13 protein-coding genes are annotated in these 14,540 nt (G+C 39.6%); 9 read left to right on the top strand and 4 right to left on the bottom strand.

Annotated features, from left to right (window positions below):
- From ccoN to ACOQO1_RS10880, 7 genes are all read left to right on the top strand, one after another.
- Entirely contained in the window at nt 1–2,202 is a 2,202-nt protein-coding gene (gene ccoN / locus ACOQO1_RS10910; RefSeq protein WP_420602907.1) for a cytochrome-c oxidase, cbb3-type subunit I, read from the top strand.
- Between the two features lie 2 nt (nt 2,203–2,204).
- Nucleotides 2,205–2,390, top strand: coding sequence for a CcoQ/FixQ family Cbb3-type cytochrome c oxidase assembly chaperone (locus ACOQO1_RS10905; protein WP_420602906.1), 186 nt, complete (start codon nt 2,205–2,207; stop codon nt 2,388–2,390).
- Nucleotides 2,391–2,394: 4 nt separating this feature from the next.
- A complete protein-coding gene (locus ACOQO1_RS10900) occupies nt 2,395–3,279 on the top strand; it encodes a cbb3-type cytochrome c oxidase N-terminal domain-containing protein (RefSeq protein WP_420602905.1) in 885 nt (294 codons plus the stop codon).
- Between the two features lie 68 nt (nt 3,280–3,347).
- On the top strand, nt 3,348–4,757 hold the full coding sequence (ccoG, locus tag ACOQO1_RS10895; RefSeq protein WP_420602904.1) for a cytochrome c oxidase accessory protein CcoG: 1,410 nt from the start codon (nt 3,348–3,350) through the stop codon (nt 4,755–4,757).
- 10 nt (nt 4,758–4,767) lie between these two features.
- Entirely contained in the window at nt 4,768–5,214 is a 447-nt protein-coding gene (locus ACOQO1_RS10890; RefSeq protein ID WP_420602903.1) for a FixH family protein, read from the top strand.
- Between the two features lie 2 nt (nt 5,215–5,216).
- On the top strand, nt 5,217–5,927 hold the full coding sequence (locus tag ACOQO1_RS10885) for a sulfite exporter TauE/SafE family protein (protein WP_420602902.1): 711 nt from the start codon (nt 5,217–5,219) through the stop codon (nt 5,925–5,927).
- 12 nt (nt 5,928–5,939) lie between these two features.
- Nucleotides 5,940–7,211, top strand: coding sequence for an acetyl-CoA hydrolase/transferase family protein (locus ACOQO1_RS10880; protein ID WP_420602901.1), 1,272 nt, complete (start codon nt 5,940–5,942; stop codon nt 7,209–7,211).
- Nucleotides 7,212–7,310: 99 nt separating this feature from the next.
- Here the strand turns inward: ACOQO1_RS10880 and ACOQO1_RS10875 are convergent, their stop codons facing one another.
- Nucleotides 7,311–8,132 carry a universal stress protein gene (locus ACOQO1_RS10875; RefSeq protein WP_420602900.1) on the bottom strand — a complete coding sequence of 274 codons (822 nt, stop codon included), beginning with the start codon at nt 8,130–8,132 and terminating at the stop codon, nt 7,311–7,313.
- 17 nt (nt 8,133–8,149) lie between these two features.
- Nucleotides 8,150–9,508: an oxygen-independent coproporphyrinogen III oxidase gene (gene hemN / locus ACOQO1_RS10870; RefSeq protein WP_420602899.1), complete on the bottom strand. Its 1,359-nt coding sequence runs from the start codon at nt 9,506–9,508 to the stop codon at nt 8,150–8,152.
- Between the two features lie 156 nt (nt 9,509–9,664).
- Between hemN and ACOQO1_RS10865 the strand changes: the two genes are divergently transcribed.
- Together ACOQO1_RS10865 and ACOQO1_RS10860 are read left to right on the top strand one after the other, a co-directional pair.
- A complete protein-coding gene (locus tag ACOQO1_RS10865; RefSeq protein WP_420602898.1) occupies nt 9,665–11,509 on the top strand; it encodes a CBS domain-containing protein in 1,845 nt (614 codons plus the stop codon).
- A 1-nt stretch (nt 11,510) separates the two neighbouring features.
- Complete coding sequence (locus ACOQO1_RS10860) at nt 11,511–12,731, top strand: succinylglutamate desuccinylase/aspartoacylase family protein (RefSeq protein ID WP_420602897.1); 1,221 nt, start codon at nt 11,511–11,513, stop codon at nt 12,729–12,731.
- An 18-nt stretch (nt 12,732–12,749) separates the two neighbouring features.
- Here the strand turns inward: ACOQO1_RS10860 and ACOQO1_RS10855 are convergent, their stop codons facing one another.
- Both ACOQO1_RS10855 and ACOQO1_RS10850 read right to left on the bottom strand, forming a co-directional pair.
- Entirely contained in the window at nt 12,750–13,475 is a 726-nt protein-coding gene (locus ACOQO1_RS10855; RefSeq protein ID WP_420602896.1) for an energy transducer TonB, read from the bottom strand.
- 103 nt (nt 13,476–13,578) lie between these two features.
- Nucleotides 13,579–14,286, bottom strand: coding sequence for a DUF2490 domain-containing protein (locus tag ACOQO1_RS10850; RefSeq protein ID WP_420602895.1), 708 nt, complete (start codon nt 14,284–14,286; stop codon nt 13,579–13,581).
- Nucleotides 14,287–14,540 lie beyond the last annotated feature (254 nt).

The following is a 14,540-nucleotide window of genomic DNA, read 5'->3' as shown; positions in this document are numbered from 1 at the left end:
ATGGAAATACAACAATTTCGATACGATAACAAGATCGTACAAAAGTTTTTATACGCCACCATGCTCTGGGGCGTTGTTGGAATGCTGGTAGGGCTACTACTGGCATTTATGTTTTTGTTTCCCAACCTCACTGATGGGGTTTCGTGGTTGAGTTTTGGGCGTATTCGTCCGCTGCACACCAACGCAGTGATTTTTGCCTTTGTGGGAAATGCCATTTTTGCCGGGGTATACTATTCTACCCAGCGGCTATTGAAAACACGTATGTTCAGTGATGCACTGAGCAATATTAATTTCTGGGGATGGCAATTGATCATTGTTGCAGCAGCAATAACGCTGCCTTTGGGGTACACAACATCAAAAGAATATGCCGAATTGGAATGGCCTATTGATTTGGCCATTGCGGTTGTCTGGGTAGTTTTTGGGTGGAACTTGATTGCGACTATTCTAAAGCGAAGACAACGTCACCTATATGTGGCTATTTGGTTTTACCTGGCTACGTTTGTTACCGTTGCGGTACTTCATATTTTCAATAGCTTGGAATTGCCGGTATCCGCTTTAAAAAGTTATTCGGTATATGCAGGGGTACAAGATGCCTTGGTACAATGGTGGTATGGTCATAATGCGGTGGCCTTCTTCTTGACCACTCCATTTTTGGGGTTGATGTACTATTTTGTTCCAAAAGCTGCTAATAGACCTATATATTCATATAGACTTTCCATAGTCCATTTCTGGTCATTGATTTTTATCTACATCTGGGCTGGACCGCACCACTTATTATATTCGTCATTACCAGATTGGGCCCAAAACCTTGGAGTTGTTTTCTCAGTGATGTTGATTGCTCCGTCATGGGGTGGTATGATCAATGGATTATTGACCCTCCGTGGAGTCTGGGACAAAGTACGAAGCGATGCCACATTGAAATTTATGGTAGTGGCCATCACGGGATATGGTATGGCAACCTTTGAAGGTCCAATGCTGTCCCTAAAAAATGTAAATGCAATTGCTCACTTTAGCGACTGGATTATTGCCCACGTACACGTAGGAGCTTTGGCGTGGAATGGGTTCCTCACTTTTGGTATGATCTACTGGCTTGTACCAAAAATGTTCAAGACAACATTGCATTCCAAAGGCCTGGCCAATTTCCATTTCTGGATTGGTACGCTGGGAATCATCCTTTATGCACTGCCTATGTATGTAGCAGGATTCACCCAAGCCTTAATGTGGAAAGAATTCAATCCTGATGGAACTTTGGTATATGGTAATTTTCTTGAAACTGTGACCCAGATTATTCCAATGTATTGGATGAGGGCCATTGGCGGGACCATGTTCATTGTAGGGATGTTGATTATGATTTACAATGTAGTGTTAACCATCAGAAAAGGAAGCAGTGTTGAGGATGAATTGGCAGAAGCACCTGCTTTGACTAGGGTTTCTAAAAAACGTGTTGCTGGGGAGACTTTCCACAATTGGTTGGAGAGAAGACCGGTACAGTTGACCATATTGGCCACCATTGCCATTTTAATTGGGGGAATCATCCAAATTGTTCCAACCATTTTGGTGAAATCCAATATTCCGACCATCACAAGCGTGAAACCATACACGCCGCTGGAATTGGAAGGTCGTGATCTTTATATCCGAGAAGGATGTGTGGGCTGTCACTCCCAAATGATCAGACCTTTTAGAAGTGAGGTGGAACGCTATGGCGAGTATGCTAAGGCAGGAGAATTTGTTTACGATCACCCCTTCCTTTGGGGAAGTAAACGAACTGGCCCGGATTTGTTGAGAATTGGAGGCAAATATTCAGATAACTGGCATTTGAACCATATGTACGATCCACAGAGCACCTCGGCAGGATCTATAATGCCGGCCTATCAATGGTTGGTTCAAAACGAGCATGATAGGAGCGGAGTGCAAAGTAAAATGGAGGTCATGGTCAAATTAGGGGTTCCTTATTCTGAAGAAGATATTGCCAACGCACCTCAATCCATGGCGGAACAAGCAGAACAAATTGAGAAAAATCTGTATACAGATCCAGAGTTTGAGCGGACATATGAAGCTGATAAAAAATACGCAGAGGAAAATGGGGAAGAATTTGTGGAAATGCGTAACCGCGAAATAGTTGCCCTGATTGCTTATCTACAGCGATTGGGAACCGATATAAAGATTAAGGATACTGACGAATCATTATCACAAAACCAATAGCCATGTTGAAATTTGTAAAAAACCATATGGAGAGTATAGAAGGTATAGCAAGCTATCCTATGATATCCCTAATGATTTTCTTCGTGTTCTTTGTTTTACTGTTTTGGTGGGTGTTTACCGCTACCAAGGAACACATAAAAGAGATGGGAGAATTACCATTAGATAACGATCAACACAACAAACTATAGTATTATGAGCACAAGAACACCTTGGTGGATACGAATTCCCGTATTATTCTTTTTGATCTTCGGATTAATGGAATACTTTATAGACTCTGGCGAAAAACCCGCCATTATTGAATATCCCATTACGCAGTTTTTCCTGCTACTGGTATTGATGATCTTAATCGCTATAGAACTGATTTTAAAATCAGTTGAGAACGTGATGTTCCAAACACTTTCACCTGAGGCCAAAGAGCGTTACCTGGAATCCAAGAACAAAAAAAGAGAGTGGAAATGGGCCAAAGAATGGTATAAACGCCTCACTAAAACGAAGGAAATAGAAAAGGAAAGTGAGATAATCATGGACCATAATTACGATGGAATCCGTGAGTTGGATAATGTACTGCCACCTTGGTGGGTGTACCTTTTTTATGCAACCATTGTCTTTGGGGTAATTTATTTGGTGCGTTTTCACGTTATTGGAGAGTATGATCAAAAATTAGAGTACGAACAGGAGGTGGCGGCTGCCAAGATTGCCATTGAAGAGTACAAAAAAACGGCCAAAGATTTGGTTGATGCAAATACTGTGGAACCTTTAACGGATGCTTCGGATTTAAGTGCTGGCGAAAAAATATACACGGCCAACTGCGTTGCATGTCACATGGCAGATGGAGGTGGTGGTATTGGGCCCAATTTAACAGACGAAAACTGGATTTTGGGAGGTGGTATCAAAAATGTCTTTAGTACCGTATCCGAAGGTGGAAGGGATGGAAAAGGGATGATAGCCTGGAAACAAACCTTGAAACCGGCCGAAATTGCTCAGGTGGCCAGTTATGTGTTAACCATGCAAGGAACCACACCTGCAAACCCGAAAGCTCCTGAAGGAGATGTTTGGGTGAATCCGGATGGTCAGTAGAGGTTTTACTAAGGAGATTGTCATGGTAAGGTCGAGCGCAGTCGAGACCCTAAATGTGAAAGAATAAAATGGAAGAAAATTTTAGGGATTCCATAGGAACAATAACCAAAGAAGGTAAAAGGGCTTGGATTTTCCCCAAAAAACCTAGTGGACAATTTTATAAGTATCGTAAATATGTCAGCTATTTTCTTCTGTTGTTCTTGTTTGCATCACCTTTTATAAAGATCAATGGACACCAGTTTTTGTTGTTCAATGTGGTGGATCGCCGATTCAATATTTTTGGTTTTCCATTTTGGCCCCAAGATTTTCATTTGGTCGTAATTTCAATGCTGGCAGGGGTCATCTTCATAGCCCTTTTTACAGTTGCCTATGGTCGCATTTTTTGTGGATGGATGTGCCCACAGACCATTTTCATGGAAATGGTCTTCCGTAGGATAGAGTATTGGATAGATGGAGACAGAGGTGCGCAAATGCGGTTGAAAAAAGCTCCATGGAACGGCCAAAAAATAAGAAAAAGGGTATTAAAGTGGATTATCTTTTTTATTATTTCCTTTTTGATAGCCAATGTTTTTCTGGCCTATTTAATTGGGAGTGAAAAATTGATTCGCTACATATTTGATGGACCATTGGCCCATATGGGAACAATGATTCCTTTACTGATTTTTACTGCGGTATTCTATTTTGTTTTTGCCTGGTTTAGGGAGCAAGTGTGTATCATAGCTTGCCCTTATGGAAGATTACAAGGAGTGCTTTTGGATGACAAATCCATTGTTGTGGCCTATGATCATAAACGTGGAGAAGGAGAAAATGGACGTAAGAAGTTCCGTAAAAATGAAGACAGGGATGCTTTGGGCCATGGTGACTGTATTGATTGTTTTCAATGCGTAAATGTTTGTCCAACAGGGATAGATATCAGAAATGGCACACAATTGGAATGTGTCAATTGCACGGCCTGCATTGATGAGTGCGATCATATTATGGAGAGCATTAAAAAACCCAAGGGCTTGATTCGTTATGCCAGTGAAGATGAGATAAACAAAAAAACAAAGTTCAAGCTTACTGCACGGATGAAAGGATATACCGCTGTTTTAACGGTATTGATCGGGATTTTAGTTGGAATGCTCTTCCTTAGGAACGAGATTGAGGCGAATATCCTTCGATTGCCGGGACAGTTGTACGAGCGCAAAGCCAACAACATTATTAGCAATGTGTATACCTATAAATTGGTGAATAAAACAAGTAAGGATATTGATGACGTGAGCTTTAAGTTGATATCCCATAAAGGGGAGATTAAAATGGTATCGCAAGACAGTTTCAAAGTCTCTGCAGAACAATTGGCTGAGGGAACTTTATTTATAGAAATCAATAATTCGGCTCTGACAGGAGATAAAGATAAATTGAAAATTGGGGTCTACAGTGGCGAAGAACTTATTGAAACAACCGTAACACAATTCTTGGCACCAAGGAGTTACAACTAAGAGGAAAAAAATGAAAATAAATTGGGGAACAGGAATAGTATTGGCTTTCATCGCTTTTATAAGTTTCATCTTATACTTCGTAATCAGGATGAGTACGGATAACAGGGCAAATCATGATTTGGTTACCGAGGAATATTATAAGCAAGAGCTGGCCTATCAAAATGAAATCGATGCATCCAAATCTGCTTCCGAAATGGATGCCAACCTAAAGGTTGAGAAATCTGAAGCTGGTTTGAAGATTATTTTTCCAGAACGGTTTGACCCAGAAAAAATTAAAGGTACAGTGTCCCTTTATAGACCGTCTAACAAGCATTTGGATATTGACTTTCCTATAAGTTTGTCCAAAACACATTTGCTCATACCTGACAATAGCTTGGTGGACGGTCGTTGGGACATTACGATAAAATGGCAATATGAAGATAAAGTCTTTATGCACAAGGAAAAATTGACCTATTAAATATGTTGTTATCTGCATTGGCACTAGGGTTTTTGGGAAGTCTGCACTGTTTAGGCATGTGCGGACCCATAGCCTTTATGTTGCCTTTGGACAGAGAGAATCAGGTTAAAAAAACGATTCAACTTTTTATTTATCATTTTGGAAGACTTTTGGCCTATGGTTCTATTGGAGTTCTTTTTGGGCTTTTGGGAAAAGGTCTTTATGTTTTTGGGATACAGCAAAAATTGTCCATTGGGGCAGGGATACTTATGATTCTCTTAGTTGTGCTGCCAAGTAGCTTTTTGGGTACCCATAAACTTTCAAGACCAGTGTATGCCATTTTGGGCAAGGTAAAATCAAAATTAGGAACTGAACTAAAGAAGAAAACCCCAGATGCCTTTTTGACCATAGGTTTTTTGAATGGGTTCTTACCCTGCGGATTGGTCTATATGGCGTTGCTTGGGGCCATTGCATTGGCCACTCCCTTACAGGGAGGGTTATACATGATGTTGTTTGGTGCGGGAACTATTCCATTAATGAGTTTGGTTGTTTTCTCAAAAGGCTTATTGGGTAATTCCATGAAGTCCCGTGTGCGAAAATTGATTCCGGTGTTTGTGGTGCTCATTGGAGTATTGTTTATTATAAGGGGACTTGGATTGGGGATTCCGTATGTGTCACCTAAACCTGTGCAAACGAATTTGGCATCATCTACAATAGAATGCCATCAACCTTAAAAATATTTTAAAGTGAGAATTACGTCTATAGAAGAAGTTGTAGGGATAGTGAAATCTGGTGATCGTGTCTTTTTGCAAGGAGCGGCAATGACCCCTAATGAACTAATTGATGGGCTGTGTGAACGTTACAAGGAGCTGGATAATGTGGAGATTATTTCAATTCATACCGAAGGTAGTGCCAAATACACGCAAGAACCTTACAGCAATGCCTTTACATTGAATTCTTGCTTTGTTGGAGGGAATGTAAGGAAAAGTGTAAATACACCCCATGCAGGGTACATTCCCATATTCCTGAGTGAGATTCCATGGTTGTTCAAAAGAAATATTTTACCATTGGATGTTGCCTTTGTTCAGGTTTCTAGCCCAGATAAACACGGGTATTGTTCTTTGGGCGTGTCTGTTGATGTAGCCCTTCCAGCAATACGAACTGCAAAGAAAATTGTTGCACAGATTAATCCAAACGTACCCAGAACACATGGAACGGGAATTATCCATATTGATCAAATAGAACTTGCTGCCGAGGTAGATCGCCCTATTCACGAACATAAAGCTGGGGAAATATCGGAATTAGAGCATAAAATAGGAGCCAATGTGGCCTCCTTGATAGAGGATGGCGCTACCATGCAAATGGGTATTGGTAATATTCCCAATGCTGTACTGGCCAATCTTGGAAATCACAAACGTTTGGGAATCCATACCGAAATGTTTTCCGATGGGGTTTTACCACTGATAGAAAGCGGTGTGATCACAGGTGAGGAGAAAGTGGTGAAGAACGGGAAAATTGTAAGTTGTTTTGCAGTGGGATCGGGAAGATTGTACGATTTTATTGATGATAATCCGATATGTGATTTCAGGGATTCTGGCTATACTAATGATACCGCACGGATAAGAAGAAATCCAAAGGTCACGGCAATCAACAGCGCAATTGAGATTGACCTAACCGGTCAGGTATGTGCAGATACCATTGGTAGTTATCAATTCTCCGGTGTTGGAGGCCAAATGGATTTTATTCGTGGTGCTTCACTTTCCGAAGGAGGCAAACCCATTTTTGCGATATCGTCCGCAACCAAAAAAGGGACTTCCAAAATAGTACCTTTTTTAAAAGAAGGTGCAGGGGTTACAACCACTAGGGCACACGTTCATTATGTAGCTACCGAATATGGTGTGGTGAACCTGTATGGGAGAAATTTACAGCAACGAGCCAAGGCATTGATTTCCATTGCGCATCCCGATCATAGAGAGTTGTTGCAGAAGGCCGCTTACGAAAGATTTAATGGACAGTAGTAGTAGTGACGGTGAGCTGAAAAGAAATAAGGGAAGCTATTATAGCTTCCCTTTTGCTTTTTGAAAAATCGTAAGTAATTCATCAAAAAACTCAACCAACTAAATTTTAAATGTAATCACTGGGATGTTGGAATGGTTGGCAATATCCTCTCCAATACTTCCCATAAAGAAATGGGACAAACCTCTTCTACCATGTGTTGGAATACCAATTAAATCTGCTGCAACCGATTCACTGTAATTCAACACCCCTTTTTCAACCGTATAATCGTTGTAAATTTCCACTTCCAATCCCAAGGTTGCCATGTTTAAGAGCTTTGAGATTCTTGTATATGCATCTTCAGTGCTTAAAAACTCATCCCCCGGAGTATTTATGTAGACAAGATGGAGTTTGGATTTAAAAAGGTTGGCAATTTCAGCGGCCCTTTTAAGGGCATGGATGTTTTCTTCCTTGAAATCACATGCAAACACAAATCGTTCTACTTTGAATTTTTCAATATCATCTTTAATGACCAAAACGGGGACATCAGAGGTGCGAACTACCCGTTCTGTATTGGAGCCAATGAATATTTCTTTCAATCCATCGGTGCCATGTGATCCCATTACAACAAGGTCTGCATTATGATTTTGGGCAATTTCGTTCACCTCACTGAAAACCTTATAATGTTTTATGATCGGGGTGATTTTTAAACCTTTCAGGTAGGGTTTGTCCAAGAAATCCGCAAAGCGTTTTTCACCAATCCTGATTAAATGGACCACCTGTTCTTGTGATACATATCCAGATTCGCTCATAATTGCTGGAGAGAGTTCCAGCATGTGGAGCACCAATAATTCAGCATCATAGTCTTTGGCCAAAGAGGCCGCCACTTTTAATGCTTTCTCTGATTGCTCTGAAAAATCTACGGGTACGATGATGCTTTTCATTTGTTTTAGTTTTAAGATTAAACGGTCATGGAGAACAACCTGGTTTCAGGTTTTTTCCGATGCAATTTTAAATCAAAGGCCATACTTATGTTCCGAACAAAAGGACGCCCCTTTTCTGTAACTTTTACATGGGTGGGTCCAATGGAAACCAGGCCATCTGATTCCAGTTCTGAAAGATTTTCAATTATTTTCTGAAAGTCACTTATTCGTGTTTCCCCAAATTCCCAGTTCGTTTCAAAACGACACATAAGATTTAGGATGTGTTTTCTTATCTGTTGATCTTCCTCAGTTAAAATATGTCCTCTATAGATTGGGATGACCCCATGGGATACCAAATGTTCGTATTCTTCAACACTTTTTACATTTTGGGCAAACCCGTACCAGCTATCACCAATGCTTGAGACACCAAGGCCAATCATTAATTTGGTCTTGGAAGGGCTATAGCCCATAAAGTTGCGATGTAAAGTCCCTTTTTCCATAGCTATACAGAGACTGTCCGTGGGGAGTGCAAAATGATCCATGCCTACATCTTTATAACCAAAATCAGTCAACATTTTTTTGCCCATCTCATATTGCTTCTTTTTTTCTGTTGAAGCCGGAAGGTCCGTTTCTTTATAGCCGCGTTGTCCGTTTCCTTTTAACCAAGGTACATGTGCATAACTGTAAAAGGCAATTCTATCTGGTTTTAGGGCGTTTGTTTTTAAGATGGTCCGTTTTACATCTGTCGTAGTTTGAAAAGGCAAGCCATAGATAATGTCATGCCCTACCGAGGTATATCCTATTTCCCTGGCCCATTCAGTAACATTTTTTACATTTTCAAAAGGCTGTATTCTGTTTATGGCTTTCTGAACGGTTTCATTGTAATCTTGGACTCCTAAGCAAACTCTTCTGAACCCAACATCAAAAAGAGCTTGTAGGTGTTCTTTTGTGGTATTGTTAGGATGGCCTTCAAAACTAAATTGAGGGTCATCTGCTTTTTTTGACCTGCGTAATATTCCTTCAATCAATAATTTTAGATGTTCCGGTGAAAAAAAAGTAGGGGTGCCCCCACCAAGATGTATTTCTTTGACTACCGGCTTGGAACCCAAAAGATCACAATACAATTGCCATTCTTTAATTACTGTTTTAATATAGGGGAGTTCAAGTTCGTGCCTTTTTGTGATGCGTTTATGGCAACCACAAAAAGTACACATACTCTCACAAAATGGCAGGTGAATATATAAGCTGATTCCATCTTCAGGATTCTCTTGAAAGGCCTTTAACACACTGGTTTTCCAAAGCTTTCCGGAGAAACCGTCTGAATCCCAATAGGGCACAGTAGGATAGCTGGTATACCTAGGACCTGGTACATTATATTTTTGAACTAGATGACACATAGTTGTTTAATGATATAAGTCAAAATTAGTCCTGTGTTTCTGCAAAAAACATGATAATTATCAGTATTGGTGAAATTGAGACTGACAAGTATCATGTTTTGGGGATTGTAAGCTTTGTAGATTAGTCAATGTTAAAACCAAGGTCGATAATTGGACATGGGAGAACACATTTTACATAGTAAATCCAATCAAGCTGAACGCAAAGCTTTTGTGGGACATTTGATTGATGACATCAAGGCTTTGGAGATTCTTTTGGAACAAGGTATGATTGAGAAAGATGTGGTCAGGATTGGTGCCGAACAAGAAATGTGTTTGGTAAATTCTGATTTTAGACCATCTGCAATATCACTTGATCTTATTGAAAAAATAAATGACACGCATTTTACCACTGAACTGGCAAGTTATAATCTGGAAGCCAATTTAGATCCTTTCAAGTTGGACAAAAATTGTTTTGCCAAAGTAGAAAAACAGCTCAGAGGATTACTTGGAAAAGCAGAGACGGAAGCAAATAAAATGGGGGCCAAGATTGTTTTAACGGGGATATTGCCAACAATCAGCAAGAACGAACTGGGAATAGACTTTATGACGCCCATTCCACGATACTACAAAATTAACGATATTTTATCTGCCTGGAGAGGGGATCATTTTACATTAAAAATAAAGGGTGTGGACGAGTTGTCCCTCCACCATGACTCCGTACTGTTTGAAGCTTGTAACACCAGTTTTCAACTGCATTTACAGATTTCACCTGAAGATTTTATTAAAAGTTACAATTGGTCACAGGCCATAGCAGGCCCTGTTCTTGGGATTTCATGCAATTCCCCTTTGTTACTGGGAAGAGAGCTTTGGAAAGAGACGCGAATTGCACTTTTTCAGCAAAGCTTGGATACCCGTAAATGGGGGCATTTGCCCAAAGAGCAGGTTGCCAGGGTCAGTTTTGGAGAGCATTGGCAAAAAGATTCAGCTGTAGAAATCTTTAAGGAAGATATTTCAACGCATAGAATTCTTCTGACAAAGCCAATTAAACAAAATTCACTTTTGAAATTGGAAAATGGCGCTATTCCCAAACTTGAAGCACTTAACCTATTTAATGGGACGGTTTACAGGTGGAACAGACCATGTTATGGCATTGGCAATGGTAAGCCCCACTTGCGAATTGAAAATAGGTATATCCCCTCTGGCCCCTCAGTAATAGATCAAATGGCAAATTTTGCCTTTTGGGTGGGGTTAATGGTTGGAAGACCCAAGAAATATGATGACATCTCGAGCATTATGGATTTTAGGGAGGCAAAACTTAACTTTTTGAAATCTGCCACCAATGGAAGGCAGACCATATTTTCATGGTTGGGTAAACCAATGACCTTAAAGAAAGTGGTACGTGACGAGCTTTTACCCATTGCTTATGATGGATTAAAGAAGTATGGCGTTGATATAAAGGATATTGACCGTCTTTTGGGTATTATTGAGGCAAGAACAAAAGGAGGCACAGGAGCTGAATGGCAAGTGAGGAATTTTAGAAGATTGAGAAAACAAATTAAGCTGGACAGCACATTGGTAGCGTTGACGAAGGCCATTTATACAAACCAGAAGAATAACCTGCCCGTGCATCAATGGAAGACTATTGAAGGAAATCAGCAAGCTCAGGAATCTTTACAATGGGTGGGGCAAATAATGTCAACAAAACTGATGAAACTCTACGAAGACGATTTTGCCAACCTCGCCATTTCCATTATGCAATGGAACAATATACACCATTTACCTGTGGAAAATAGCAAAGGAGAATTGGTTGGACTTTTAACCTGGAGCCATATTGAACGTTTGGGAAGCATTCAAGAAAACGATGCCAAAGTCTCGGAAATCATGATCAAGAAAGTGGTGACCGTTAGGCCCAGAACAAAAATAGAAACCGCAAAAAAACTCATGGAGGATTATCAAATAGGATGTTTGCCCGTATGCTCAGGTTCTAGTTTAGTGGGTATAATCAGTAAAGTTGATTTGTAATATGCCACAAATACATAGTCTGCAAAGGAAAGAGAATGTGATGACTGAGCGGGTAATTGGCCATTTACAAGGTGAGTATAAAGGTCCAACACTTGTTTTTTTTGGAGGCATTCATGGCAATGAACAGGCAGGAGTGGTTGCCCTAAAACATGTTGTGAAAGAGTTAAGAATGCATAAAACCCCAATATATGGTGAGATTTATGCCATTGCGGGAAACCTTAGGGCACTTGAGCAAAACGTAAGGTTTCAAAAAGAGGACCTGAACAGGATATGGAATTCTGAAAGAATATCCAGTATAAAATCAAAAAATGGAGAATGTAGTGCTGAGGAAATTGAAATGCTCCACCTGCATAATTTACTTTACCAGGTTTTAGAGAACGAAAACCCACCATTTTATTTTATTGATCTGCATACAACATCGAGTGACACATCACCTTTTATAGTGATGAACGATAGTTTGTTGAACAGAAAATTTGCGTCAAACTATCCATTGCCCATTATTCTGGGGATTGAGGAATATCTATCGGGCGCTCTGTTAAGTTTCATTAATGAAATGGGGTATGTCTCTTTGGGCTACGAAAGTGGAAGACATGATGATATAAAATCCGTAAAGAACAGTATTGATTTCATTCATTACACATTGGCAATTTCAGGAGCTTTTAATTTAAGCAATGATGAGGTAAAGGCATTGAGGCATAAAATTTTGAAATCAAGTAAGGTGCCCAATATGTTTTATGAAATTTATTTTCAACATGAAATTGGGAGCGGTGAAGATTTTAAAATGTTGCCCGGGTTTATCAATTTTCAGAAAATTACCAGAGGAGAGAAAATTGCCCAACAGGATGGCAATATGTTGATGGCAAACCGCAAGAGGCAAATTTTTATGCCCTTATATCAAGATCAGGGAGGAGAAGGCTTTTACTTTATAAGACCAATCCCTAAAATTTTTCTTTGGGCATCAAAAGGCCTAAGAAGATTTAAGGCGGACCATGTTTTGGTCAAGTTACCTGGGGTCAAATGGGCATCATTTAAAAGGGATGCAATGCTTGTAAATTTGAGAACCGCTAAGTTTCTCGCCAAATCAATTTTTCATTTATTGGGGTATAGGGCTCGACAACTGGATGAAACGCATATGCTAGTTAGGAACAGAGAGGCGGCTTCTAAAACGGAAGAGTATTTAAACGCCGCTTGGTTCAAGAATAAAAGGAGAGGCCCACATTAATTAGTGGGCCTCAAATGCTTATTGTATAGTAAAGCTTATGGGAATGGCATAGCGTACTTTTACTGGTTTACCCCTTTGTACGCCAGGTTTTACCTTTGGTAAAGCGGCAATAATCCTTTCAGCTTCCTTTTCTAAAAGTCTATCTGGACCTCTTCTCTGGATATTTCCTACCCTACCATTGGAGTCTATTTCAAATTGTACAAACACTTTTCCTGATATTCTCATTTCTAAAGCGGCCTGTGGGTATCTGAAAGTCTTTTTCACATGCTCCAACACCATTTGGTTAAAGCAAGCTTTACGTTCTTTTTCGGTCTCGTAGACCTCACATCCAGGAAATACGGGGACATTTTCAATTATTGCAAAGGGGACAATCTCCTCTTCTTCAACTTCTCCTACTTCAACATCATCAATTTTTACTATGGCATCTTCAATAAAAACCTCTTGACTACTTTCTGTACTTTCAATTAAGGTTTCTTCAATATCCTCAACATCCTCTACAATTTCTATAACATCTGGAGCGGCCGGTGGAGGTGGGGGAGGAGTAGTCCGAATAATTTCCGTGATGGGGACATCTTCCTTTAGATCATCCGTCAATTGGGCAACTTCCGTAAGTTGGGTTTCTTTTTCATAGGTCTTGACCTCAAAGGATTGCCAAGTAACAAATAACACGGAGGTCAAACCTATCATAAAATAGAGACTGCTATTGCGTCCTATGTCTGCGTTTGGATTCTTTTTTGGTTTCATGACTTTTCTTATTTAACTTTTATAAAAGTAGATAGGTCACAAATCAAATAATATGATAATAATCAGTTTGTTGTGTTAAAGAGCCCCTTGTTGTTTTATAAATTTAATTGGTGTTTTGGGCTATTTCTTTTGGCGAGAATTTGGTTCTAAAAGTGACGGCCATTCTAATAAAATTGCGATCACTGTATTTAAAATGATTTTTTAGATATCCGATTTCAATATGAATGGCAGGGGAAAGAATTTGTCCAAAGCCGATATAAAATCTGTTTTGGTTGAAAAAGGAATGATCTAAGCTTAAAAAAATCTCGTTGAAGGATTTTACGTAGGTATCATTATAAATTGGCCGTACAAATTGTAGTCTATAGCGAAACCTGTTGTTCCAATGTTTTTTTTGATCACTTTTGATCCATCTGTTTTCCAATCGCCATCTATGGGAAATAATATTTCTTTTGAACTTTGATTTTAATGCAAATTGCTCATAGACCCAATACTGATAGGTTTTGGTAGTTTCATGGATTTCAGAATAGTTTTTGGAGACTAAAAAAGCAACACCACCGGTAAAAATGGAAGACTTGCTAAGTTGATATGAAATTCCGGTTCTAATAAAAGAAAAATCATATTTTTCCAGCATTTCATTGTGCCTAAGAATACCCGCAATAGGGATGCTCCAGTTGTCTCCGATTTTATTGTTTCCATAAACCTCCAACCAAGAGCCCGAGCTGCCATCATGCGGCAGTTGTGCATAGTCAACGGTGCATATAAAAAAGGTAAGGACTGAAATCAGGGAAAGAGGCAGCTTTGTATACCCCATAATACAGTGGTTGATGTTTTTATGTGCAAAGTTTCAGATTTAAGGACGGCGTATAATATGATACTTATCAGTATTACGATCTATATTTTACAGGAATGCCAGTGACATGGGATAACCTTGGTTTTTTTCTTCGATCCTATTCTGGCCACGAAGAAATATTATTGATAATGATTAACTCTATTTCCATAAGGAAGTTATCAACCATAATTTAAGAACTCATAAAAATTAGCGCCAAAGGTTTGCAATTAAAATCT

It is taken from the genome of Flagellimonas sp., assembly GCF_965222555.1.
GTDB lineage: Bacteria > Bacteroidota > Bacteroidia > Flavobacteriales > Flavobacteriaceae > Flagellimonas.
The sequence above is the reverse complement of the archived record's forward strand: the minus strand, read 5'-3'. Positions and strand labels throughout refer to the sequence as shown.